The organism is Micromonospora sp. NPDC023633 (assembly GCF_040640035.1).
In the GTDB taxonomy this organism is placed as follows: domain Bacteria; phylum Actinomycetota; class Actinomycetes; order Mycobacteriales; family Micromonosporaceae; genus Micromonospora.
In genome coordinates this window covers 38,486-60,971 of sequence record NZ_JBFABB010000031.1, presented here as the reverse complement: position 1 = coordinate 60,971, position 22,486 = coordinate 38,486, and the positions used below count along the sequence as shown (strand labels likewise).

Sequence of the window (22,486 nt, the reverse complement as noted above, 5' to 3'; positions counted from 1 at the left end):
GCCGCCCCGGGCGCGACCCGATCCGGGCCGGGCGGGACGCCCTGCTCGCCTCCCTCGACCGTCCGCTCGGCTCGACCTCGGGCCGCGGGCTCGAACCCCGCACCCCGGCAGCCCTGGCCGGGCAGGACGCGCCGCGCCAGCGGCCGGTCGGCGGCGGGGCGGCGGCGCTGCTCGGCGGTGGCCAGGGTTCCGCGTTCGACGACGACTCGGACGCGCCCAAGGAGGTGCCGGCCGTGCCGTCGCTGGCGGTGCTCCGGCCCCGGCGCACGGGAGCGCCCGCGGCGGCAGCGGCCGGCGAGTCGACCGACGCCGGCGGCAAGCCGCGCAAGCGCCTGCCGAGCTGGGACGACGTGCTCTTCGGCAGCGGCCCGGCGGCCCGCGAGTCCTCGTGACCGGCTGACTCCGGCGACGGACCCCGTCGCCGGAGTCGACGCGAGGCACTCGAGGCACTCGAAGTGCCGCCGTGGCAGGGTGGCCTCATGGAGTACACGGACCTTGGCCGTACGGGCCTGTCGGTCAGCCGCCTCTGCCTCGGCACGACCCGGCGGACGTGGCCCTCGGCTGGCTGCTGTCCCGGCCCGGGTTGACCGCCCCGATCATCGGACGCGCACCACCGACCAGCTCGACCGTTCCCTGGACGCCCTGGCCGGCCGCCTCGACGAGGACGTCCTCACCCGCCTGGACGAGCTCTTCCCACCCGTCGGCAACGCCGGTCCCGGCCCGGAGGCCTGGGCCTGGTGACCGAGGAGCGTCAGAGGGGCCAGGCGGCCAGGCGGTCATAGGTGGGGCGGGGCCCGGGGTGGCTACGCACGAGGACCATCTCGCCGGCCGGCCACTGCGGGCCCTCGTAGTCGTCGAGGGCGGCCACGTCGGCGGCCACGTCGACCGGGGGCACCCGGTCGCCGGGGCGGGCGACGGTCAGGTGCGGGCGGAACGGCTTCTCGTCGTACGGCAGGCGGGCGTGCCGCAGGCGGGAGCGGATCAGCCGGGCCAGCACCAGTACCGGCTCCACCTCGCCCCGCAGGTCGACCCAGAGCACGGTGAACCGGCCCCGCCCGAACCGCCCGCCGCCGGCCAGCCGGAGCCGGGGCGCGGCCTGGCGGCCGTCCCGGGACCACTCGGCGGCGAGCCCCAGCGCGCTCTCCACGGCAACCAGCCGGTCCGCCTCGACGTCGCCGAGAAAGGCGAGGGTGACGTGCGCGTGGGCCGGGTCGGCGAGCCGGACGTTGATGCCGGCGGCGGCCGCCGCGCCGATCCGCAGCCGGGCGACCTGCGCGCCGAGGTGCGCGACCGCCTCGGGCGGCGGGTAGAGCGCCACGAAGAGCCGCACGCCGCTACGCCCTCAGCGGTGACGCTGCCGGTGGCCGGCCCGGGCGGCGGGCAGGGTCAGCCCGGCGGCGTGCAGCAGTCCCTCCACCCGGACCCGTTCCAGCTCCAGGTCGACGCCCTCCAGCTCGGCCAGGTGCTCGGTGAGCCCGAGGGCCCGGCAGGCCAGCCGGAGCCGGTCGTCGTACGCCCGCAGGACCGTGCCGTGCCAGACGGGCTGGCGGCCGTCGGGGCCGACCCCCTGGCCGCGCAGGCGGCGCAGGTCGGCGGCGAGTTCCTCCAGCGGGCGCCGGTCGGGCCGGTCGAAGCCGGTGAGGTCGATGTCGCGGGTCAGCGCGTCGGCCTCGACGGCCCGGTCCAGCCGGGCGATCGTGCGCCGCTCCCGTCGGCGCTCGCGCCACTCGGCCCATCCGCAGGCGACCCGGTCGATGATCTCGTCAGCGCAGAAGACCAAGGCGATCATCGCCGGCAGGCTCGCTATGGCGACGAAGGCCAGGATCAGCAGCAGCGCGCGCCCGAGCTCCACGTATCGACGCTAAGCCTCTTCCGGCCGGCCCGCCACCGGTTTCGTGCCATCCACGCCATCCGCAGGATGGGACGGATCGTCCCACCGGAGGGGCGGCGGGACGCTCAGCAGTCGGTGGAGGTGACGTAGAAGCGCGGCATCGGCAGGATGCGGAAGCGCAGCCGGGCGCCGGAGTGGCGCAGCTGCCAGGTGAGCGCGATCAGGACGGTGGCCAGCGAGATCAGCCCGCCGATCCAGATGCTGGCGCCGGCGCCGTAGGTCTCGGCGACCCAGCCGATGAGCGGCGCTCCGACCGGGTTGGTGCCGAGGAAGACCAGCACCCACAGGGCCATCACCCGGCCGCGGAAGGCGGCGTCCGTGCCGAGCTGGACCCGCTGGTTGGCCGCCTGGGCGAAGAAGACCATGAAGAACCCGGTCGGCAGCAGCAGCGTCACCACCATCCAGTACGCCGGGGCGAGCCCCACCAGCGTGCCGAAGCTGGCGCAGCCGACCCCCGCGCCGAGCACCAGCCAGACCGACGGGCGGCTGCGCCGCCCCGTGCCGGCGAGCGCCCCGACCAGCGCGCCGACCGCCAGCGCGGTGCTGAACAGCCCGAACGAGGCGGCACCGGTCTGGAACACGGTCTTGGCCAGCGCGGCGAGGGTCAGCTGGAAGTTGAACAGCGACATGCCGATCACCGACATCATCGCCATGGGCAGCAGCAGGTCGGGCCGGCGCCAGACGTAGCGCAGGCCGTCGACCACCTTGGCCGACGCCCGCTCGTCGCGCGGCGGCAGCGCCTCCCGGTGCAGCTCGGTGGGGCGCATCTGGATCACGGTGACCAGCGGGGCGATCGAGCTGAGCGCGGTGAACAGGAAGACCGGCCCGACGTCGAGGACGGCGATGGCCAGGCCGGCGACGGCCGGACCGACGATCCGGGCGGAGTTGAACACGGCCGCGTTCAGCGAGAGCGCGTTCGGCAGCAGCGACGTGCCGACCAGCTCGGAGACGAACGCCTGCCGGACCGGCGTCTCCACGGCGTTGGCGACGCCCAGCAGGGCCGCGAACGCGAAGACGTGCCAGAGCTGCACGAGGCCGGTCATCACCAGCAGGCTCATGGCGAGGGCCAGCACGGTCCAGAACGCGTTGGCGACGAAGAGCAGCATGCGCTTGTCGTAGCGGTCGGCGAGCCGCCCGGAGAGCAGGGTGAGCAGCAGCACCGGGGTGAACTGGAGCGCGGTCACCACGCCGAGCGCGGTGGCGGAGTTGTCGGAGAGCTCGAGGACCAGCCAGTCCTGGGCGATGAACATCATCCAGACGCCGATCAGCTTGATCAGCTGCCCGGATGCGAAGAGCCGGTAGTTGCGGACCTGTAGGGACTGGAACATCGTGCTCAGCTTCGCCTGCACTCTTGGTGCGCCTCCTCGCGGTCGTACGCGTCATCGACGTCGGACGGCGCGGTGGCACGACGCGCGGGTCAGGCGCGGGCGACCTGCTGAAGGATCTCGGCCGCCTGCCGCAGGGTGTCCCGCTCGGCCTCGGTCAGCTCGGCCAGCCGGCGGGCCAGCCACTCGTCACGGACCCGCTCGAACTGGTCGAGCACCGCCCGTCCCCCCTCGGTCGCCGCCAGGATGACCTGCCGGCCGTCGGTCGGATGGGGGGTGCGCTGCACGAGGCCGCGCTCCTCCAACTTCGCGACGATCTTGGTCATCGTCGGGGGCTGCACCCGTTCCACGTCGGCCAGTTCCCGAGGCGTCAGCGCACCCGCCAGCCGGAGGCTGGTGAGCGCGGAGAGCTGGGTGACCGTGAGGTCGCCGACCGGCCGGGCCTGTCGGACCCGCCGGTTGAGCCGGGTGATCGCATCACGCAGCTGCGGTGCCAGCTGCGCCGGTGGCACGCGTTTCGCCGTCACCGTCCGCTCCGTCACGATAGTTAGCCTAACTAATTAGCCTGGCGAATGAGTGGTGATATGACCATGCTCACGAGAAGTTTGTCCTGCTCCGGGCCGGGTACCCGATCCGGTCACCGGCCCGGAGCGGACGGTGTTCAGAGCACCACGGACTCGATCGGCCCGCGCAGGAAGTAGAGCACGAAGAGGGCGGCCACCCCGTACAGCAGCGGGTGGATCTCCCGCGCCTTGCCCCGGGCGAGCTTCACCACCACGTACGAGATCAGGCCGGCGCCGATGCCGTTGGAGATCGAGTACGTGAAGGGCATCAGCACGATCGTCAGGAACGCCGGGATCGCGATCTCGTAGTCGGACCAGTCGATCGTCCGCACCGCGGTCATCATCAGGAAGCCGACCACCACCAGCGCGGTGGACGCCGCCTCGAACGGCACCACCACGACCAGCGGCGCCAGGAACATCGCCAGCAGGAACAACCCGCCGGTGACCAGGTTGGCCACGCCGGTCCGGGCACCCTCCGCCACACCGGCGGCGCTCTCGATGTACGACGTGTTGCTGGACGTGCTCGCCGCACCGCCGGCCGCCGCCGCGATCGAGTCGACCAGCAGGATCTCCTTCGCCCGCGGCGGGGTGCCCCGCTCGTCGAGCATGCTCCCCTCCTGGCCGACCGCGACCATCGTGCCCATGGTGTCGAAGAAGTCCGTGATGAGCAGGGTGAACACGAACATGAGGACGACGACCCAGCCGGCCCGGCCCCACGAGTCGAAGACGTTGAAGTTGCCGATCAGCGACAGGTCCGGCACGTCCACCCAGGTCTTCGGCAGCTCGGGGACGTTGAGCGCCCAGCCCTTCGGGTTCGGCTTGCCGTCGACGAAGGACGGGCCGATGTTCGCCACCGCCTCGACGACGATCGCCAGCACGGTGGAGCCGAGGATGCCGATCAGGATCGCGCCCTTGACCCGGCGCACCAGCAGCACCACGGTCAGCAGCAGGCCCACCACGAAGACCAGCAGCGGCCAGCTGGCCAGGCTGCCGCCGATGCCCAGGCTGACCGGGACGGTGGTGTTCTGCACGTCCGGCACCCGGCGCACGAAGCCGGCGTCGACCAGGCCGATGATGGTCAGGAAGAGGCCGATGCCGACGCCGATCGCCGTCTTCATCTGCGTCGGCACCGAGCGGAACACCGCCGTACGCAGGCCGGTCAGCACCAGCACCGCGATGATCAGGCCCTCGATCACCACGAGGCCCATCGCGTCCGCCCAGGTCATCTCCGGAGCGATCTCGTACGCGACCAGCGCGTTGACGCCGAGGCCGGCGGCGAGCGCCAGCGGGAACCGGCCGACGACACCCATCAGGATGGTCATCAGGCCGGCGACCAGGGCGGTGGCCGCGGCGAGGGCGGCGATGGGGAGCTTCTGGCCGTCGCCGTCGACGGCACCACCGATGATGAGCGGGTTGAGCACCACGATGTACGCCATCGTGAAGAAGGTCGCCAGGCCACCGCGTACCTCGCGGCTCATCGTCGAGCCACGGGCGGAGACTTCGAAGTACCGGTCGAAACCGTTACGCGGGTGCGCTGGGTCGGGTGGTGTGCCGTTCTCGGGCGGCGCTACTGCCATCAGGTCCTCGCAGGTGATCTTCCGTTGTCGCGCGCATCGTCGCAGATCACCGGCCAGCAGGAAAAGTTGATCGCGTACGCTTGCCGCGTGCCGAAGGAGCAGCCACCGCGGCCCGAGCCGCTCGACCCGCCGATGGTGCCGTTCGCCCTCGCCGGGATGGCGGCCTGGGCGCTCGCCGGGCTGGTGCTGCTGGTCTTCTTCCGCGACTGGTTGACCGCGCACGACCACCAGGACTGGCTGTGGACCTGCCTGGCCGGTTTCCTGTGGGGTTTCCCCGGTCTCGCCGTGATGATGCGGCACGACGCCAACCGGCGTCGCCGTCGCGCCGGCCGCTGACCTGCGACGACTCTGCGACGACGCCGATCCGCCGGATCGGCGCAGCGCCCGGTGGCGTCAGGGGTGGCCGTACGGCTCCGCCGGCTCCGCGGCCTCGACCGAGCCCGGCGCCCGGCTGACCGCCACGGGCTCGACCGCGCTGTCGTCGTAGACCGTGGGCATCTCGTCGACCTGGGTCTCGGCGGCCTCGATCAGGGTCTCCGAGTGCGCCCCGCAGCCGTGGTCGGCGCTGACCACCCGACCGTCGTCGGGGGCGTAGAAGTTGCCGCAGGCCCCGAAGGACTGCCGCAGGGCGCCGGCGAGCGGCAGGTAGAAGCCGCAGGTGCCGCAGCGGGCGGCGGCGGGGGCGGCGACCGAGATCGCGGCGGACGGGCCGTGGTCGCCGTCGTACCAGCGCTGGGCGGCCTCGCTGCGCCCCTCCCTGGAGAGCACCCGGGCCCGGCCGAGGCCGAACTCCCAGGCGGTCTCCTCGACGGCGGGGTCGTCGGAGAGCAGGTAGCCGGGCTGGAGCCGGTCGTCGTCCGCCGGGGTGGGCAGCAGGTCGCCGGGGCCGAGGTCGCCCGGCTTGAGCCGCTCCTGCCACGGCAGCCAGCCGGGGGCGAGCATCGCGTCCGTGCCGGGGAGCAGCACCGTCTCGCAGATGGTGACGTGCCGGCTGCGCGGCACCCGGGTCACGGTGACCGCCCATCGCCAGCCGCGGTAGCCGGCGAGCCGACACTCGAAGTAGTGCGTGACGAGTCGGTCGCCCTCCGCGACGGCCTGCAGGTGGTCGCCGATGTCCGAGGGGTCGACCTCGGTAATGGCGTCACGTGCCACCTCGACGGCGGCGGCGCAGACCTGGTCGAGACGAGCGGCACGGGCGGAGGCGGGCCTGGTCACCCGACCATTGTTCCCCATGCGTACGGCCGACCGACAGGCACCCGCCGACGACGTTCTGGGACAGTGGTGCGGCACGGACGGACCGGATGGGTGAGGATGGTGGACATGCCGCTGTTCTCCCGCTCCGGGCGGTCCGTACTCGGGCGGACCGTCGGCACCGGCATCAAGGCCGTCCGCCTGCTGTTGCGCGGCTCGGTCAGCGGTGGGCGCTGGGTGACCCGCCGGGCGGGCCGGGCCCGCGCCCGGGGCGCCGGCGACGAGGTCGGCATGGTCCGCCTCTTCGATTTGCACGCGATCTCCTGCGCCGGGGACACGCTGATCGCCATCGGGCTCGCCGGGACGATCTTCTTCAACGTGCCGCTCGGCGAGGCGCGCAGCAAGGTCGCCCTCTACCTGCTGGTGACAATGGTGCCGTTCGCCATGCTCGCCCCGGTGGTGGGCCCGTTGCTCGACCACTTCCGCCACGGCCGCCGGTACGCGCTGGCCGCCACCATGCTCGGCCGGGCCTTCCTGGCGTGGCTGATCTCCGACTACATCCACGGCTTCGGCCTCTACCCGGCGGCCTTCGGCGTGCTGGCGCTCTCCCGCGCGTACGGGGTGGCCCGCTCGGCGGCCGTCCCACGGCTGCTGCCGGAGGGGCTCGGCCTCTCCCAGGTGGGCGCCCGGGCCAGCGTCTACGGCACGGTGGCCGGCGCCCTGGTCGCGCCGATCGGGCTGGCCGCCTTCTGGTTCGGGCCGCAGTGGCCGCTCCGGGTCGCCTCGATCATCTTCCTGGTCGGCATGGTGATCTCCCTGCGGCTGCCGCCGAAGGCCGACTCCGAGCCGCCGGAGCGGGTGCCCCGGCCGCTACGGGCACTCGGCCGGCGCACCGGCGACCGCCCGCTGGGCCGGGGGCGACCGGCCGGCCGGCTCGTGATCGCCACCCTGATCGGCGCCGCGACGCTGCGCGGGCTGTACGGGTTCCTGCTGCTCTTCCTGGCCTTCGCGATCAAGGCCGGCGACCTGACCACCGTCGTCTTCGGCCGGGACCTGGGCGACGAGGGGGCGCTGGGCCTCGTCGGCGCGGCGCTGGCCGCGGGCACCTTCCTCGCCACCGCGATCGGCACCCGGCTGCGCATCCACCGACCCGTCGCGATCCAGTCCAGCGGCATGATCATCGTGGGCGGGGTGGCGATCCTCGCCGCGTTGAAGTTCTCGCTGCCGATGGTCGCCCTGCTCTGCCTCGTGGCCGCGCTGATCAGCGGCATCGCCAAGCTCACCGTGGACGCCTCGATCCAGGAGCGCATCCCGGAGCGGCTGCGGGCCAGCTCGTTCGCCCATTCCGAGACGGTGCTGATGCTCGCGTTCGTCGCCGGGGGCGGGCTGGGGCTCGTACCCTTCGACGGCCGGATCGGGATCGCCGTCGCCGCCGGGGTCGGCACGTTGGCCGCCGTCCGGGGCGTGGTGGTGGCGGGCCGCCTGCGCGCCGAGCGCCTGGCCGGTCGCCCGCTCGCCGACGACGAACTGGCCGACGAAACCGACGGAACCGTCACGGACACCGGGGCCGGCACGCCCACCAAGGCGGACACGGACGCTGCGGCAAGCACGGGCACCGGGGCCGGCGCGCGCACCGAGGCCGAGGCCGGCCCCGAGAACGGGGTGGCGCCCGTCTCACCCGCCCCCGCGCAAGGCGGCTCGCCGCTGGACGACCCGGCCCTGGCCCCGCCGGGCTACCACATCTACCGGCCGTCGTCGGCCGTCGGCGGGCCGGGCGGCACGGACGACGAGACCCGGCGGGAACCGCAGGGGCCCCTGCCGTGACGGGCCTGCTGGTGGTCACGGCGGTGCCCGCCGAGGCCGAGGCGGTCCGCGCGGGCCTCACGGATCCGTCGACGGCCGTGCTGCCGGTGGGGGTCGGGCCCGCCGTCGCCGCCGCCACCACCGCCCGGCTGCTGCTGCTCGCCGAGGCGGCCGGGCGTCCGTACCGCGGTGTGGTCAGCGCGGGCGTGGCGGGTGGCTTCGCCGGCCGGGTGGAGGTCGGCGCGACGGTGCTGGGCGCCGTCGCCGTCGCCGCCGACCTGGGCGCCGAGTCACCGGCGGGCTTCCTCCCGGTGGACGAGTTGGGCATGCCCCCGGAATGGCTCGGTGGTGGCGTCGCGCTCGCCGCCGACCCGGGGCTGCTGGCCGACCTGCGGGCCGCGCTGCCGACGGCAACGGTGGGCGCGGTGTTGACCGTCAGCACGGTGACCGGCACCGCCGCCAGCACGGACGCCCTGCGCCGGCGCCATCCCGACGCGGTCGCCGAGGCCATGGAGGGGTACGGCGTGGCCGTCGCCGCCGCGCAGGCCGGCGTCCCGTTCGTCGAGCTGCGTACCGTCTCCAACCCGATCGGCCCCCGGGACCGCGACGCCTGGCGCATGCGCGAGGCGCTCGCCGCCCTCACCACCGCCGCCGCGGCCCTGGCCTCATCCGAACTGCCCTGAGCCTGCCCTGCCCGGACCTGGCTCGGGCTGCTCGGGCTGCTCGGCCCGGCGATCATCCGCCGGACGTCGGTCGCCGGTCGAACCGCAGAGCCGTCGGCCGGCTCGCCTCCACCTGGTAGCCACAGGCAACCAGGAAGCTGGCCCCACCAAAGCTGGCGACGGCGCGCACGGTGCGGATACCGGCCCGCTCCAGTTCCTGACCAAGGAGCTGAAGCAGCCGGCGGCCGATGCCCAGGAAGCGCAACTGGGGCGCGACGAGGACACCGTCCAGCACTATCTCCCGCCGGTCGTCCAGATCCTCACCGAGCAGCAGGTCCTCGCTGCGTTCGTGTGCCCGGAGTTCGCCGACCAGCTCACCGCCCGACAGTTGGGCCACGAACCGCCAGCACCCGTCCGGCACCCCATCCGTCACCCGACGAAAACTGACGGTGGCGCGGGCCCGTTCCCGTACCCGTCGCTCGTCGCGTCGCCCACGGTGGAGGTCGTACGTCCTCTCCGGCACCCGCACCGGCCACTGCTCCGGTGGACGTACCAGTGCCCCCACCACGCACCCGGCCAGTCCTTCAGCGTCCGGACCTCGCGGATGTCGAGATGCGCGGGATAGCGGCGGCCTGCCTCGTCGCGTCGTCCGTCGTGCGGGACGGGCGGCGGCACGGCGACGGCTCCCGGACCGCCGTCCGTGCTGGAGTGGTCAGCGGTCCGGACGCCGACCGCCAGCTCTCCGCCAGCAGCCCGGACCAACCGCTCCACCGTCCGCAGCCTCGGGTCGGCTCCCGGATCGGACTCGATCCGCGCCACGGTGCTCTTGGGTACGCCCGACCGACGCGCCAGCTCCCGCTGGCTCAGGTCTGCCTGGCGCCGGAGAGCACGCAGCGCCGCCCCCACCTCGATCGGTCTGGTCGACTCCGCCACCTGTCGATCGTTGCGACGCCACGAGCGACCGTCAACAGGCGCGGCACACCTGTGGACAAGCCTGTGGATAAGTGGCTCAGCGCTGTGCGGTGACGTGTTCTTCGGGGCGCTGTCGAGCTGCCCCGTTCGTGAGACCACCGGTCTACCAGAGCTGCCGGCACCGTTGAACGACCGGCATCCAGGAATGGGCCGTCTGCACTGGTCCCGCCGCGCGATGCGGGTGCACTCGGGCATCAGCCAGGTCATCCGGCAGCAGGAGTGCGTTCCCGCGCTGGTACGGCCGACGCTGGCACGGCCGACGCTGGTGCGGCCATCGCTGGCGCAGCCAACGCTGACACGGCCAACGCTGACACGGCCAACGCTGGCGCAGCCAACGCTGGCACGGCCGACGCTCGTGCGGCGGGCGTTGGTGCGGCCGGCGCTCGCCGGATCGCAACCTGCCCATCTGTTGCATCGCGGCTTGCGCTATCTGCCGGATCGCGGCTTGCCCCATCCATGAGGGCAGCTCGACAGGGCCGAGCAGGACTCCGTTGCCGCCCTGGTTGTCGCCGTCGGGTTCCCACTCTGCCCATGGCTCGTGGCGTCAGGAAGGACGCGGCTCGTCGTCGTGGGACATCTCCCAATCGCGTCGTCGCGAGTACCGTCACCGCACACACCCTTACCTCCGCGCCCCCACCTAGCTGAGCAGGGCCACCTGGCGGAGCAGGTCACAGTCGTGGGGACCGGGCGAAGCCGGGCCGCCGGCGGCGGGGATACGGTGAGGGCGTGGCGCTCTCACTGGCGATCTCGCCCTGCCCCAACGACACGTTCGTCTTCCACGCCCTGGTGCACGGCCTGGTGCCCGGCGCCCCGCCGGTCGACGTCACGTACGCCGACGTGGACGTCACCAACACGGCCGCCGAGCGTGGGGCGTTCGACCTGGTCAAGGTGAGCTACGCGGCGCTGCCGTGGCTGCTGGACGACTACCACCTGCTGCCCTGCGGAGGCGCGCTCGGCCGTGGCTGCGGCCCGCTGGTGCTGACCCGTGGCGGCCACCCCGACCGGCCCGCCGACCCCGGCCGCGCCGACCGGCCCGCCGACCCCGGCGACGGCAGCCTCGGCGGCGTCGACCTGAGTGGCGCCACCGTGGCGGTGCCGGGCGACCGGACCACGGCGTACCTGCTCTTCCGGCTCTGGGCGGCCGAGCGGCCCCCGGCGCGGATCGAGGTCGTGCCGTTCCACGAGATCATGCCGGGCGTCGCCGCCGGCCGGTACGACGCCGGCCTGGTCATCCACGAGGCACGGTTCACCTACCCACGGCACGGCCTGACCGCCCTGGTCGACCTCGGCGAGTGGTGGGAGGCCGACACCGGTCTCCCCATCCCCCTCGGGGCCATCCTGGCCCGGCGCGGCGCGGTCGACCCCGGGGCGGCGGCCGGGTGGATCCGCGAGTCGGTCCGCCGAGCCTGGGCCGACCCGGCCGCCAGCCGGGAGTACGTGCTGGCGCACGCGCAGGAGATGGAGCCCGACGTGGTGGACCGGCACATCGGGCTCTACGTCAACGAGTTCACCGCCGACCTGGGGGACGCGGGGTTCGCCGCCGTGGAGGCGCTGCTCGGCCGGGCCGCCGACGCCGGGCTGGTGCCTCAGACCTCCAGCTCGTTGGCGACCGCGTGGACCAGCTGAGCGATCTTCTGCGCCGTCTTGCGGTCCGGGAACCGACCCCGGCGCAGGTCCGGCTGAACCTTCGCCTCCAGCACCTTGATCATGTCCTCGACGAGGCCGTGCAGCTCCTCCGCCGGCCGGCGACGCAGCTCCGCCATCGAGGGCGGGGCGTCGAGCAGCTTGACCCCCATCGCCTGCGCGCCCCGGCGGCTGTCCACCACGCTGAAGTCGACCCGCTGGCCGCCCTTGAGGTCGGTGACACCCGTCGGTAGCGCGCCCTTGGGCAGGAACACGTCGCCACCCTCGTCACTGGTGACGAACCCGTATCCCTTGGCCGCGTCAAACCACTTCACTCGACCCGTCGGCACCTGAGAACCCCTGCTTCGCTTGAGCTTGAGACGTCTACCGCTCCAAGGCTAGCCGGATCATGCCGTCCAGCGCCGCCGGGAATCCGGTGAGATCATCCAGCACCACCTCCGCGCCGGCCGCGCGCAGCTCGTCGGCGGTGCACGGGCCGGTGGCGACCGCGATGCCCGGGACGCCCGCCGCCCCGGCGGCCACCATGTCGGCCACGTGGTCGCCGACGTAGTGGGTCGCGCCGTGCCGCCGCAGCGCGGTCGCCTTCTCCTCCGCGAACAGGTCGCCGGCCACCTCGTCGGCCACCAGCCCGAGATGGTCGAGGTGCAGCCGGGCCAGGCGGCCCAGCTTGGCGGTCACCACGAGCACGCGGCCGCCGCGTGCGCGTACCGCGTCGAGCGCGGCGACGGCGCCGGGGAGCGGGATGGTGGGCGTGATCGCGTACGCCGGGTACAGCTCGCGGTACGTCCGGACGGCCTCGTCGACCTGCTCCGGCGGGAACCAGCGGGCGATCTCGGTACGCAGCGGCGGGCCGAGCCGCGACACGGCGGCCGCCGCGTCCACGTGCACCCCCGTCCGGGCCGCCAGCGCCCGGAAGGCGTCGGCGATACCGGGACGCGAGTCGACCAGGGTCATGTCGAGGTCGAAGCCGACCGTCAGCGCTGCCATGCAGGAGAACGTACCCGCCCAACCCCGGGCCAGCCGGACGTCCGAGGGGCGGGAGGACCCTCGGCCGGGCTAGCGTGGAACGACGATGACCACCTCACTCGCCGACCACCTGCGGTCGCTGCCCGACGAGTCGCTCGCCGCCCTCCTCCAGCTGCGGCCGGACCTCGTCGTACCCGTGCCGGCCGATGTCTCCGCGCTCGCCACCCGGGCCCAGTCCCGGGTCTCGGTGGCCCGCGCGCTCGACGCGCTGGACCAGTTCACCCTGCTGATGCTGGACGCCGCCCGGCTGACCCGGAACGCGACCGACGGGACGACCTCCACCGAGGCGGTGCTCGCCATGGCCACCGCCGGGCCGCACCCGCCCGCCCCCACCACCGTCCGCGCCGCCGTGAACCGGCTGCGCGCGCTCTTCGTGCTGTACGGCCCCGAGAGTGCCCTGCACGTGGTGGCCAGCGTCGACGAGGTCTCCCCGTACCCGGCGGGGCTGGGTCGACCGGCGACGGAGCTGGACCCACGGGCGGCGGCGCTCTGCGCGGACCCGGCGAAGCTGCGGCGGACGCTGCTGGCCGCGCCGCCCTCGGCCCGGGCGATCCTGGACCGGCTGGCCGCCGGACCGCCGGTCGGCAGCGTGCCGGCGGGCGCGTTGCAGGCGCCCCCGCTCGGCGCGGAGGACGACCTGCCCCCGGACCCGACCAACGGCGGCGCGCCGACCGGCTCGCCGGTGCGCTGGCTCGTCGACCACCACCTGCTGGTGCCGGTCTCCGGCGGCAGGGCCGGCGTCACGGGCACCGTCGAGCTGCCCCGGGAGGTCGGCCTGCTGCTGCGCCGCGACAGCGGCCCGCTCGGCCCGCTGCGCAGCAGCCCGCCGCCGGTGGCGACCGCGCCGCGCGAGCCGAAGGCCGCCGACTCGGCCGGGGCCGGGCAGACCATGGAGGTGGTACGCCACACCGAGGCGCTGCTGGAGCAGCTCGCCGCCGAACCGGCGCCGGTGCTGCGCTCCGGCGGCCTGGGCGTCCGCGACCTGCGCCGGCTCGCCCGGGTCGTCGGGGTGGACGAGCCGACGGCCGCCCTGCTGCTGGAGGCGGCGTACGCGGGCGGGCTGGTCGGCGAGGTCGACCTGCCGGGGGCCACCACCACCCGGCACGGCGCGGACCAGCAGGTCCTGCCCACCGCCGGGTACGAGGTGTGGCGGGCCGGGACGCTCGCGCAGCGCTGGGAGCAGCTCGCCCGGGCCTGGCTGACCATGACCCGGCAGGCCGGCCTGGTCGGGCAGCGCGACGACCGGGACCGGCCGATCACGGTGCTCTCCGCCGAGGCGGAACGGGCCGGCGCGCCGGCCGCCCGGCGGGCCGTGCTGGAGGTGCTCGCCGACCTGGAACCGGCCACCGGGCCCACCCCCGAGGAGGTGCTGGCCCTGCTCGACTGGCGGGCGCCGCGGCGCAGCCGGGGGCGGGAGGCCGCGCACCGCGAGGTGCTGGCCGAGGCGGCCACGCTGGGCGTGACGGGGCTGGGGGCGCTCACCTCGTACGGGCGGCTGCTGCTCGCCGACGTGACCGCCGCCGACGAGCGGGGTGGGGACGACCCCCTCGGGTTGCGTTCGGACGCCGAGAGCGGGGACCCGTCCAGCGCCGTACGAGCGCTGGACGCGCTGCTGCCCGCCCCGGTCGACCACTTCCTCGTGCAGGCGGACCTGACCGTCGTGGTGCCCGGCCCGCCCGATCCGGCGCTCGCCGCCGAACTGGAGGTGGTGGCGGAGCACGAGTCGGCCGGCGGGGCCAGCGTGCACCGGGTCACGCCGGCCAGCGTGCGCCGGGCCCTGGACGCCGGCTACTCGGCCGACGACCTGCACGGCCTGTTCCGGCGGCGGTCCCGCACCCCCGTGCCGCAGGGGCTGACGTACCTGGTGGACGACGTGGCCCGCAAGCACGGCGGGCTGCGGGTCGGCTCCGCCGGGGGGTACGTGCGCAGCGACGACGAGGCGCTGCTGACCGAGGTGCTCGCCGACCGGCGGCTGGAGCCGCTGGCGCTGCGCCGGCTGGCGCCGACGGTGCTGTCGACGCCGTACCAGGTGGGCCGGATGCTGATGGCGCTGCGCGACGCCGGGTACGCCCCGGTGCCGGAGGACGCGAGCGGGGCGGCGGTGCTCGCCCGCCCGAAGACCCGGCGGGCCCCGGCGCGGGTGCCGGTGACGACCAGGACGCTCGACCCGCTGACCACGCCGAAGCTGGCCATGCCCCGCCTGCTGGGCGTGGTGGAGCAGATCCGGCGCGGCGACGCGGCGGCCCGGGCCGCCCGGCGGGCGCCGGCCGTGGTGCGGGGCGCGGTCGGGCACGCCGGTCCGGCGCCGGTGCCCTCGCACAGCGACGCCCTCGCCGTGCTCCAGCAGGCGGTCCGGGACAAGGCGCTGGTCTGGGTCGGGTACGTCGACGCGCACGGGGCGACCGCGTCCCGGCTCGTCCGGCCGGTCTCGATCGGCGCGGGCTACCTGCGCGCCGAGGACGACCGGACGGAGATGCTGCACACCTTCGCCCTGCACCGGATCACGGCGGCGGTGCGGGAGGACTGAGCGGGTCAGCGCCGGCTGCGGCGTACCGTCCCTACGACGGAGACGATCAGCAGCAGCGCGAACCCGGCGCCGGCCGACTCGCCGACCGAGTCGACGAAGCCCTGCTCGAGCACCAGCCAGCCGAAGAGGAACCAGCCGACGAGCACCACCGCCGCCACCGCGTACGCGACCACGGTGGCGGTGGAGACCTCCTCGACGGGCGACCGGTCGTGCGCGGGACTGTGCTCCGGGATCACTTCGCGGTCGACTGTCATCTCCAGCCTCCCCGTCCGGTTCGACGACTGGCATCCAGCGTGACACCGCCGTGGCGGGAGTGACAGGGGATAAGACCCGGATCGGACGGGGTGTGCGACGGCGCCGGGGACGTGCCGGGGCGGCTCAGGTGCCGGGACGCCGACCGACCAGCACCACCTTGCTGCCGACCTTGCCCAGCTCCCAGTAGCGGACGGCGTCGCCGGGCAGCAGGTTGACGCAGCCGTGCGAGCCGATCGCCTTGTCGTGCAGGTAGGTGGTGGTCTGGTGGAAGCCCATCCCCCGGGTGAAGTGCTGCCAGTACGGCAGCCACACCTCGTACGGGTCGGACCACTCCTTGACGTTGCGGTAATTGATCGTGAACGTGCCGGCGGGGGTGCGGTAGCCGGGCATGCCCGTGCGGGTCACGGTCGGCTTCACGAGCACCTTGCCGTTGCGCATGACCCAGGTGGTCTGCCGGGTCAGGTCGATGCAGAAGGTGGTGCCCGAGCCGGCCCGGCAGCGCGCCGTGTCGGTGGTGGCGAGCCGCTTCGCCACGTCGTACGTCGTGGGCCCGGCGCGGCCGTGGGCGGGACGGATGTCGTACCGCTTCTGGAACTTCCTGATGGCGGCGCAGTCGGCGGCGGACTGCCGGCCGTCGACGGTCAGGCGGCCGAACCCGCCCAGCCGGGCCAGGTACGCCTCCACCTCGCGCTGGTGCTCGCCCTGCGGGCAGCCGGCGGCGGACGGCGACGCGGTGGGTTTCGTCGCGGGCCGCGTCGGCTTCACCGCCGGACGCGTCGGTTCGGGCGTGCTCCGCGTCGGCTTGACCTTGCGCTTCGGCGGCGCCGTGCTGGACCGCGCCCGCTGGTCCGGCCCGGGCGCACCGCTCGCCCCCGTTACCCGCTCCGCAGCCCCGGCCGGTACGGGACCCCCGCCCCCGCCACCGTCGGCCTGCGGATCGAACGCGCACGCACCGGCGCCGACCAGCGTGACCACTGCCAGGGCGACGAGCCGGCTGGTGATCCGGACCTTGCGCATGGCGCCTCCCCTGACAGGTGTTCCCTTTGGTAGACGTTGCGAGTACCGCTCCGGTTGCTCCAGGTGACCAGATTTTTCTGCCGTCACCCGGGTGCGTGCAACACTGGTGGGTCGGCCTGGGCGGGTCAGTCGCCTCCCGGACAGCCGGCGACCCGAGGCGGAGGAGAGGCACTGGCGTGAGCGGTGGACCCCTGATCGTGCAGTCGGACAAGACCCTGCTGCTGGAGATCGACCACCCCGACGCGCAGGCGTGCCGGATGGCCATCGCGCCCTTCGCCGAGCTGGAGCGCTCCCCCGAGCACGTGCACACCTACCGGCTGACCCCGCTCGGGCTGTGGAACGCGCGCGCCGCCGGCCACGACGCCGAGGGCGTGGTGGACTCCCTGATCAAGTACTCCCGCTACCCGGTGCCGCACGGGCTGCTGGTGGACGTGGCCGAGACGATGGACCGGTACGGCCGCCTCCAGCTCGCCAACGACCCGGCGCACGGCCTCGTCCTGCGGGCACTGGACCGGCTGGTGCTGATCGAGGTCGCCAAGAGCAAGAAGCTCGCCGGGATGCTCGGCGCGAAGCTCGACGACGACACGATCGCGGTGCACCCGTCCGAGCGGGGCCGGCTCAAGCAGGCGCTGCTCAAGCTCGGCTGGCCGGCCGAGGACCTGGCCGGCTACGTCGACGGCGAGGCGCACCCGATCGAGCTGGCCGAGGCCGGCAAGGACGGCCGGAAGCCGTGGACGCTGCGGTCGTACCAGCGGGAGGCCGTGGAGGCGTTCTGGGCGGGCGGGTCGGGCGTCGTGGTGCTGCCCTGCGGCGCCGGCAAGACGCTGGTCGGGGCGGCGGCGATGGCCGAGGCGAAGGCGACCACCCTGATCCTCGTCACGAACACCGTGGCGGGCCGGCAGTGGAAGCGCGAGCTGATCGCCCGCACGTCGCTGACCGAGGAGGAGATCGGCGAGTACTCGGGCGAGCGCAAGGAGATCCGCCCGGTCACCATCGCCACGTACCAGGTGCTCACCTCGCGCAAGAAGGGCACCTTCACCCACCTGGACCTGTTCGGGGCCCGCGACTGGGGTCTGGTCGTCTACGACGAGGTGCACCTGCTGCCCGCGCCGATCTTCCGGTTCACCGCGGACCTCCAGGCCCGCCGCCGGCTGGGCCTCACGGCGACTCTGGTCCGCGAGGACGGCCGGGAGGGCGACGTGTTCAGCCTGATCGGCCCGAAGCGGTACGACGCCCCGTGGAAGGACATCGAGCAGCAGGGCTGGATCGCGCCGGCCCAGTGCACCGAGGTGCGCGTGACGCTCACCGACGCGGAACGCATGTCGTACGCGACGGCGGAGGCCGAGGAGCGCTACCGGATGGCGGCGACCGCCCGCACCAAGCTGCCCGTGGTGAAGGCGCTGGTCGACCGGCACCCGGACGACCAGGTGCTGGTGATCGGCGGCTACATCGACCAGCTCCATCAGCTCGGGGAGTACCTCGACGCGCCGATCGTGCAGGGCTCGACCACCAACAAGGAACGGGAGCGGCTCTTCGACGCGTTCCGCTCCGGCGAGGTGCGCACCCTGGTGATCTCGAAGGTCGGCAACTTCTCCATCGACCTGCCCGAGGCGGCGGTGGCGATCCAGGTCTCCGGCACGTTCGGCTCCCGCCAGGAGGAGGCACAACGGCTCGGCCGGGTCCTGCGGCCGAAGGCCGACGGCCGCCAGGCGCACTTCTACACCGTCGTCTCCCGCGACACCATCGACACCGAGTACGCGGCGCATCGGCAGCGCTTCCTGGCGGAGCAGGGGTACGCGTACACGATCGTCGACGCCGACGACGTCCTCGGCCCGAAGCTGCCCACCGTCGACTGATCCTCGCGTTCCGGCTCACCGGCTCAGGACGGTCTCCCGTTCCATGTGGGACAGCTTCTCGGGGTTGCGTACGGCGTAGATCCCGGTGATGAGGCCGCCGTCGACGCGTACGGCCAGGACCGTGTCCATCTCGCCCTCGAGTTGGACGATCAGCGCCGGGTGTCCGTTGACCTGCGCCAGCCGCCACGACGTACTGCCCGCGACCTTGCCCCACCCACCGGCCAGCAGGCGGGCCACCTTGTCGGCTCCGAGGATGGGCCGCGGCACTGCCTGTTTGACGCCGCCACCGTCGCCGAGGAGGACCACGTCCGGCGCGAGGATGTCGAGCAGGCTCTGCAGGTCGCCGGTCTCGACCGCCCGCTGGAACGCGTCGAGCGCGTACCGGGTCTCGGCCGCGGAGACGACCCGGCGGGGTCGGCGCGCCGCGACGTGTGCCCGTGCCCGGTGGGCGATCTGACGGACGGCGGCGGCGTTCTTGTCGACGGCCTCGGCGATCTCGTCGTAACCGAGGTCGAACACCTCGCGCAGCACGAACACCGCCCGTTCGGTCGGTGCCAGCGTCTCCAGCACCAGCAGCATCGCCATCGAGACGCTGTCGGCCAACGCGACGTCCTCGGCGACGTCCGGAGCGGTGAGCAGCGGCTCGGGCAGCCAGGGGCCGACGTAGGACTCTCTGCGCCGGCTGAGCGTACGCAGCCGGACGAGTGCCTGGCGGGTGGTGATGCGGACCAGGTAGGCGCGCCGGTCCCGGACCGTGCCCAGCTCGACGCCCGCCCACCGCAGCCAGGTCTCCTGCAGGACGTCCTCCGCGTCGGCGGCCGAGCCGAGCATCTCGTACGCGACGGTGAAGAGCAGGTTGCGGTGGGCGAGGAACGCCTCGGTGGCCGGGTCCGGGCGATCGTCGGCGGCGGTCTGCGGCGTGCCCACCATGGGTGACTCCTGTTCCCTCTCGACTGCGTCACCCATCAGATGCCGGGCCCGGCCGTTCTGTGACACCTCCGGCTGTGGCAGTCGTCACCCCGGCCGCGCCGTCACATGGCGTTGCTCGCCGGCATCTCGTGTTCGTCCAACCGAACACCAGGAGCGAAGGACGGAAGCATGGACGCCCGATTCAACTTGTTCGACAACGAGGTCGCCGGGAAGTTCGCCAAGCGGTTCGCGAACGCCGGCCTGGTGATCCAGCAGTCGCCGCTGCCCAAGGCCACGCAGGAGCTGGTGTCGCTGCGGGCCAGCCAGATCAACGGCTGCGGCTGGTGCATCGACATGCACACCAAGGAGGCCGCGGCGGCCGGCGAGAGCGCGGTCCGGCTCAACCTGGTCGCCGCCTGGCGCGAGTCCACCGTCTTCACCGAGGCCGAGCAGGCCGCGCTGGCGCTCGCCGAGGAGGGCACCCGGCTCGCCGACGCCTACCAGGGCGTGTCCGACGAGACCTGGGCCCGGGTGCGCAAGCACTACGACGACGACCAGGTCGCCGCGCTGGTCGTCCTGGTCGCCCTGATCAACGCGGCCAATCGGCTCGCCGTGATCGTGCACCAGCGGGGCGGTTCCTACCAGCCGGGCATGTTCGCCGCCGCGTTCGACTGAATCGAGGTCCGGCCCGGGATCAGCCGATCCGGGACCGACGGTGGCGGCCGGTCACTGACCGGCCGCCACCTGCGGCACTGCGTCAGCCGGCGCCGCCGGCCCGGAACGCGACCCAGGCGTCGCTCATCCGGTCCGCCTGTCCGGCGGTGAACATGTTCATGCAGGAGTCCTGCGTGTAGTCCATGAAGTTGTGGATCGGGTCCAGCCCGGGTGCGGTGCAGGTGTCCGCGCCCACCGGGCAGTTGAACTGCGGCGTCGCCTCGCGCGGGGTGTCCGCGACGAAGTCGCCGGAGGCCGAGCAGCCGTGCGCGAAGGTGTGCTCCAGCATCAGCCAGTGCCCGACCTCGTGCGTGAGCGTGTCGCCGAGGGCGTACTTGCCCGCCGTGCCGCCCGGCATCGACTCGTCGAGCATCACCACGCCGTCGATGAAGTCCCGGCCGTTGTTGTAGCCCTTCGGGAAGTACGCCCAGCCGAGCAGGCCGCCGCCGATGTTGGCCGCGTAGACGTTCAGGGTGCGGGAGTCGCCGGTGTACAGCGCCTTCTTCATGTCCCGCTCGTTCTTGCCCGGCACGACCGTGTACCAGTCGCTGTTCACCGTCCACGTCGTGTCGACCAGGTCGAACCGGAACGGCGTGTCGGAGGCGTTCGCGGCGGTGCGGCCGGCGAACGAGTCGTTGAGCACCTTCATCTGCGCCGCGATCAGGGTGTTCCACCTGGTCGTCTCGGCCGCGCTGAGGGGGTGGTCGGAGATCATGTGGAAGACCGTCGGCACGGTGACGCTGCCGTTGGCCAGGCGCGGGGCGTCCTTGATGACGCCGTAGGCGTTCGCCTCGTTCTTGGAGTACAGCTCCGGCTCCTGCGCGGTGGCGCCCTCGGCGAGCCGGGCCGCGCCGTGCCCGTGGGCGTCCGGCTCGCACTCGGCGACGCCCGGGGAGACGGTCACGGGGGCCGCCGATGCCGCGCCGTAGGCGCCACCGGACGCCAGGAACGTCGCGGCGGTGGCGGTGAGGACTGCAAGTCGGAAGATCGGTCTCCTGTGCATCGGTGCACCTTTCAGGAGGATGGAGGCGGTGCGGAGACGACGCGGGGGTACCACGACCAGGTCGAAGACGTCGTCATCCCGGTATGAGACCACGTCGATGGCGCGGGCGACAGACCTGCGAAGAGGGCCTGGTTTCCCTGTAACGCCAGGGGGCCGGGGAACGCTGATCCCAGGCGCTCGGGGCGTTCCACGAGCCGCGGGGGTCTCCTCGGGGCGTACCGGCGAGGCTCGTTTCGTCCTTTCGGACGGCTACGGCCGGCGGACCCGGTAGTAGAGGTGGGTCACCCGGTCGCCCTCGACGACCGTCGGGTTCGACAGCTCGACGGGGGCGTCGCGGACCTGGTCGAAGAACGGCACGCCGCCGCCGAGCAGGACCGGCACCAGGTTGACCCGGATCTCGTCGAGCAGCCCGGCCTCCAGGCACTGGCGGGCGATGCTGCCCCCGTTGACCCCCACCCAACGGTCGCCGGCCAGTTCGCGGGCCTGCGCGACGGCGGCCCCGATGCCCTCGGTGACGAAGGCGCTCGCCGCCGAGGTGCGGAACGTCATCTCCGGCTTGGCGGTTCCAATGGCGACGTCGCCGTTCTCGTAGGACTGGAAGAGCTGGTCGAAGCCGGTGTCGCCCGGGGCGGCGATGTAGCCGTCCAGCGACATGCTCGCCTCGGTGTAGACCCCGCCCATCTACAGCACCCGGGTGATCTGCTCGGCGGCGATCCGGGCGTCGAGCCGGGCCGGGTCGAGGTTGGCGCAGAGCACCACCGACGCGCCGACGGCCAGGGGCGCCAGCAGCCAGTACACCGGCTGTTCGTGCTCGGCCACGTCGACCAGCAGCCGGTCGCCGGCCCGCAGGTCGAGCCGCTCCGCCACGGCCAGCGCGACGCTGCCCCACTCGCGGTAGCTCGTGCCGTCGGGGCTGGCCGCGTGGGCGCTGGTCAGCGGGGCGGACGCGGGCAGCGCGTCGCTGTGCCGGGCCACCTCGGCCAGCCAGTCCCGGTATTCCTCGGGCGCCTCGGCGCGCGGGTTGGCACCGAGCCCGAGGACGAACCGGTGCCGCGCCTCGGGCACGTCCTCCAGCCAGTCGTCGAGCCGCTCGGCGCTGACGAAGACGGCGTCGTACGGCTCGTCGGCCCCCGGCTCGATCGGCGGCAGGCCGGCGGTCGCCCGCGGGCGGAAGGACACCGCCACCCCGGCCGACCAGGCGCCCAGCAGCACGGCGGCGCTCTGCCAGTGCGCGGGGAGCAGCACCGCCGCCCGGTCCCCGACGCCCAGCCCGCAGCCCTCGCGCAGCAGCCCGGCGGCCCGCGCCGCCCAGCCGCCCAGCTCCGTCGCGGTCAGGTCGACCCGCGCACCGGTCGCGTCGTCGAGGTAGGTGAGCAGCGGCCGGTCCACCTCCGCCGCCCGGCCCCCGGTCAGCGGCTCCCGGACGAGGGCGTCGGTCGTGTTCATCGAAAACCTCCGTGGAAACCCTGGCTTTAGCCGTGGGGAGGGAACGGAATTCCTGCGGAGCAGGGCAGGGAAAGCCGATCCGTCGCCAAGGAGGATCGGTGTCCA

At 73.6% G+C, this 22,486-nt stretch carries 24 protein-coding genes and 1 pseudogene; 9 read left to right on the top strand and 16 right to left on the bottom strand.

Annotated elements, in window-relative coordinates; genetic code table 11:
* Positions 1–392: pseudogene (locus AB0G13_RS12810) on the top strand (DUF3071 domain-containing protein); the annotation flags it as partial.
* Between the two features lie 359 nt (positions 393–751).
* Here AB0G13_RS12810 and thpR read toward each other — a convergent pair.
* The 5 genes from thpR to AB0G13_RS12785 all read right to left on the bottom strand — a co-directional run bounded on the left by thpR (position 752) and on the right by AB0G13_RS12785 (position 5,356).
* Complete coding sequence (gene thpR, locus AB0G13_RS12805) at positions 752–1,330, bottom strand: RNA 2',3'-cyclic phosphodiesterase (RefSeq protein WP_357872922.1); 579 nt, start codon at positions 1,328–1,330, stop codon at positions 752–754.
* 12 nt (positions 1,331–1,342) lie between these two features.
* Positions 1,343–1,852: a hypothetical protein gene (locus AB0G13_RS12800; RefSeq protein WP_357872920.1), complete on the bottom strand. Its 510-nt coding sequence runs from the start codon at positions 1,850–1,852 to the stop codon at positions 1,343–1,345.
* A 104-nt stretch (positions 1,853–1,956) separates the two neighbouring features.
* A complete protein-coding gene (locus AB0G13_RS12795; protein ID WP_357872918.1) occupies positions 1,957–3,240 on the bottom strand; it encodes an MFS transporter in 1,284 nt (427 codons plus the stop codon).
* Positions 3,241–3,308: 68 nt separating this feature from the next.
* Positions 3,309–3,758 carry a MarR family transcriptional regulator gene (locus tag AB0G13_RS12790; protein WP_172896591.1) on the bottom strand — a complete coding sequence of 150 codons (450 nt, stop codon included), beginning with the start codon at positions 3,756–3,758 and terminating at the stop codon, positions 3,309–3,311.
* Between the two features lie 119 nt (positions 3,759–3,877).
* Positions 3,878–5,356, bottom strand: a complete 1,479-nt coding sequence (locus AB0G13_RS12785) for an NCS2 family permease (RefSeq protein ID WP_357872915.1) — start codon at positions 5,354–5,356, stop codon at positions 3,878–3,880.
* Between the two features lie 87 nt (positions 5,357–5,443).
* On the opposite strand from AB0G13_RS12785, the gene AB0G13_RS12780 reads away from it, so the two are divergent.
* Positions 5,444–5,692 carry a DUF2530 domain-containing protein gene (locus AB0G13_RS12780; RefSeq protein ID WP_089002323.1) on the top strand — a complete coding sequence of 83 codons (249 nt, stop codon included), beginning with the start codon at positions 5,444–5,446 and terminating at the stop codon, positions 5,690–5,692.
* 57 nt (positions 5,693–5,749) lie between these two features.
* Here the strand turns inward: AB0G13_RS12780 and AB0G13_RS12775 are convergent, their stop codons facing one another.
* Positions 5,750–6,589, bottom strand: a complete 840-nt coding sequence (locus AB0G13_RS12775) for a DUF3027 domain-containing protein (protein ID WP_357872912.1) — start codon at positions 6,587–6,589, stop codon at positions 5,750–5,752.
* Between the two features lie 87 nt (positions 6,590–6,676).
* Between AB0G13_RS12775 and AB0G13_RS12770 the strand changes: the two genes are divergently transcribed.
* Both AB0G13_RS12770 and AB0G13_RS12765 read left to right on the top strand, forming a co-directional pair.
* Entirely contained in the window at positions 6,677–8,371 is a 1,695-nt protein-coding gene (locus AB0G13_RS12770; protein WP_357872909.1) for an MFS transporter, read from the top strand.
* Positions 8,368–9,033 (top strand): futalosine hydrolase, encoded by a 666-nt coding sequence (locus AB0G13_RS12765; RefSeq protein WP_357872906.1) that lies wholly within the window; start codon positions 8,368–8,370, stop codon positions 9,031–9,033. Before AB0G13_RS12770 ends, AB0G13_RS12765 begins: the two co-directional genes overlap by 4 nt.
* A 52-nt stretch (positions 9,034–9,085) precedes the next feature.
* Here AB0G13_RS12765 and AB0G13_RS12760 read toward each other — a convergent pair whose 3' ends face one another.
* Both AB0G13_RS12760 and AB0G13_RS12755 read right to left on the bottom strand, forming a co-directional pair.
* Entirely contained in the window at positions 9,086–9,445 is a 360-nt protein-coding gene (locus AB0G13_RS12760) for a GNAT family N-acetyltransferase (protein ID WP_357872903.1), read from the bottom strand.
* Complete coding sequence (locus tag AB0G13_RS12755) at positions 9,442–9,945, bottom strand: helix-turn-helix transcriptional regulator (protein ID WP_357872900.1); 504 nt, start codon at positions 9,943–9,945, stop codon at positions 9,442–9,444. Before AB0G13_RS12755 ends, AB0G13_RS12760 begins: the two co-directional genes overlap by 4 nt.
* A 184-nt stretch (positions 9,946–10,129) precedes the next feature.
* Between AB0G13_RS12755 and AB0G13_RS12750 the strand changes: the two genes are divergently transcribed.
* Together AB0G13_RS12750 and AB0G13_RS12745 are read left to right on the top strand one after the other, a co-directional pair.
* Positions 10,130–10,444, top strand: coding sequence for a hypothetical protein (locus AB0G13_RS12750; RefSeq protein WP_357872897.1), 315 nt, complete (start codon positions 10,130–10,132; stop codon positions 10,442–10,444).
* 266 nt (positions 10,445–10,710) lie between these two features.
* Complete coding sequence (locus AB0G13_RS12745) at positions 10,711–11,610, top strand: 1,4-dihydroxy-6-naphthoate synthase (protein WP_357872894.1); 900 nt, start codon at positions 10,711–10,713, stop codon at positions 11,608–11,610.
* On the opposite strand, the gene AB0G13_RS12740 is transcribed toward AB0G13_RS12745, so the two are convergent.
* Both AB0G13_RS12740 and AB0G13_RS12735 read right to left on the bottom strand, forming a co-directional pair.
* Positions 11,571–11,957 carry a cold shock domain-containing protein gene (locus AB0G13_RS12740; protein WP_101413859.1) on the bottom strand — a complete coding sequence of 129 codons (387 nt, stop codon included), beginning with the start codon at positions 11,955–11,957 and terminating at the stop codon, positions 11,571–11,573. The genes AB0G13_RS12745 and AB0G13_RS12740 overlap by 40 nt on opposite strands.
* Positions 11,958–11,991: 34 nt before the next feature.
* Positions 11,992–12,615, bottom strand: coding sequence for an HAD family hydrolase (locus AB0G13_RS12735; RefSeq protein ID WP_357872891.1), 624 nt, complete (start codon positions 12,613–12,615; stop codon positions 11,992–11,994).
* An 85-nt stretch (positions 12,616–12,700) separates the two neighbouring features.
* On the opposite strand from AB0G13_RS12735, the gene AB0G13_RS12730 reads away from it, so the two are divergent.
* Positions 12,701–15,181: a helicase-associated domain-containing protein gene (locus AB0G13_RS12730; protein WP_357872887.1), complete on the top strand. Its 2,481-nt coding sequence runs from the start codon at positions 12,701–12,703 to the stop codon at positions 15,179–15,181.
* 5 nt (positions 15,182–15,186) lie between these two features.
* On the opposite strand, the gene AB0G13_RS12725 is transcribed toward AB0G13_RS12730, so the two are convergent.
* Together AB0G13_RS12725 and AB0G13_RS12720 are read right to left on the bottom strand one after the other, a co-directional pair.
* Positions 15,187–15,435, bottom strand: a complete 249-nt coding sequence (locus tag AB0G13_RS12725; protein ID WP_357872884.1) for a hypothetical protein — start codon at positions 15,433–15,435, stop codon at positions 15,187–15,189.
* Between the two features lie 124 nt (positions 15,436–15,559).
* Positions 15,560–16,453 carry a L,D-transpeptidase family protein gene (locus tag AB0G13_RS12720; RefSeq protein WP_357872881.1) on the bottom strand — a complete coding sequence of 298 codons (894 nt, stop codon included), beginning with the start codon at positions 16,451–16,453 and terminating at the stop codon, positions 15,560–15,562.
* A gap of 176 nt (positions 16,454–16,629) precedes the next feature.
* Between AB0G13_RS12720 and AB0G13_RS12715 the strand changes: the two genes are divergently transcribed.
* Positions 16,630–18,309, top strand: coding sequence for a DNA repair helicase XPB (locus tag AB0G13_RS12715; RefSeq protein WP_357872879.1), 1,680 nt, complete (start codon positions 16,630–16,632; stop codon positions 18,307–18,309).
* Positions 18,310–18,324: 15 nt separating this feature from the next.
* On the opposite strand, the gene AB0G13_RS12710 is transcribed toward AB0G13_RS12715, so the two are convergent.
* Positions 18,325–19,239 carry an RNA polymerase sigma-70 factor gene (locus AB0G13_RS12710; RefSeq protein WP_357872877.1) on the bottom strand — a complete coding sequence of 305 codons (915 nt, stop codon included), beginning with the start codon at positions 19,237–19,239 and terminating at the stop codon, positions 18,325–18,327.
* Positions 19,240–19,407: 168 nt separating this feature from the next.
* Here AB0G13_RS12710 and AB0G13_RS12705 point away from each other — a divergent pair, with 168 nt between their 5' ends.
* On the top strand, positions 19,408–19,893 hold the full coding sequence (locus AB0G13_RS12705) for a carboxymuconolactone decarboxylase family protein (RefSeq protein WP_357872875.1): 486 nt from the start codon (positions 19,408–19,410) through the stop codon (positions 19,891–19,893).
* Between the two features lie 82 nt (positions 19,894–19,975).
* Here the strand turns inward: AB0G13_RS12705 and AB0G13_RS12700 are convergent, their stop codons facing one another.
* From AB0G13_RS12700 to AB0G13_RS12690, 3 genes are all read right to left on the bottom strand, one after another.
* Positions 19,976–20,935 carry a zinc metalloprotease gene (locus tag AB0G13_RS12700; RefSeq protein WP_357872871.1) on the bottom strand — a complete coding sequence of 320 codons (960 nt, stop codon included), beginning with the start codon at positions 20,933–20,935 and terminating at the stop codon, positions 19,976–19,978.
* Between the two features lie 249 nt (positions 20,936–21,184).
* Positions 21,185–21,616, bottom strand: a complete 432-nt coding sequence (locus AB0G13_RS12695) for a dihydrofolate reductase family protein (protein ID WP_357872869.1) — start codon at positions 21,614–21,616, stop codon at positions 21,185–21,187.
* Positions 21,617–22,381 carry a TIGR03089 family protein gene (locus tag AB0G13_RS12690; protein WP_357872866.1) on the bottom strand — a complete coding sequence of 255 codons (765 nt, stop codon included), beginning with the start codon at positions 22,379–22,381 and terminating at the stop codon, positions 21,617–21,619.
* Positions 22,382–22,486 lie beyond the last annotated feature (105 nt).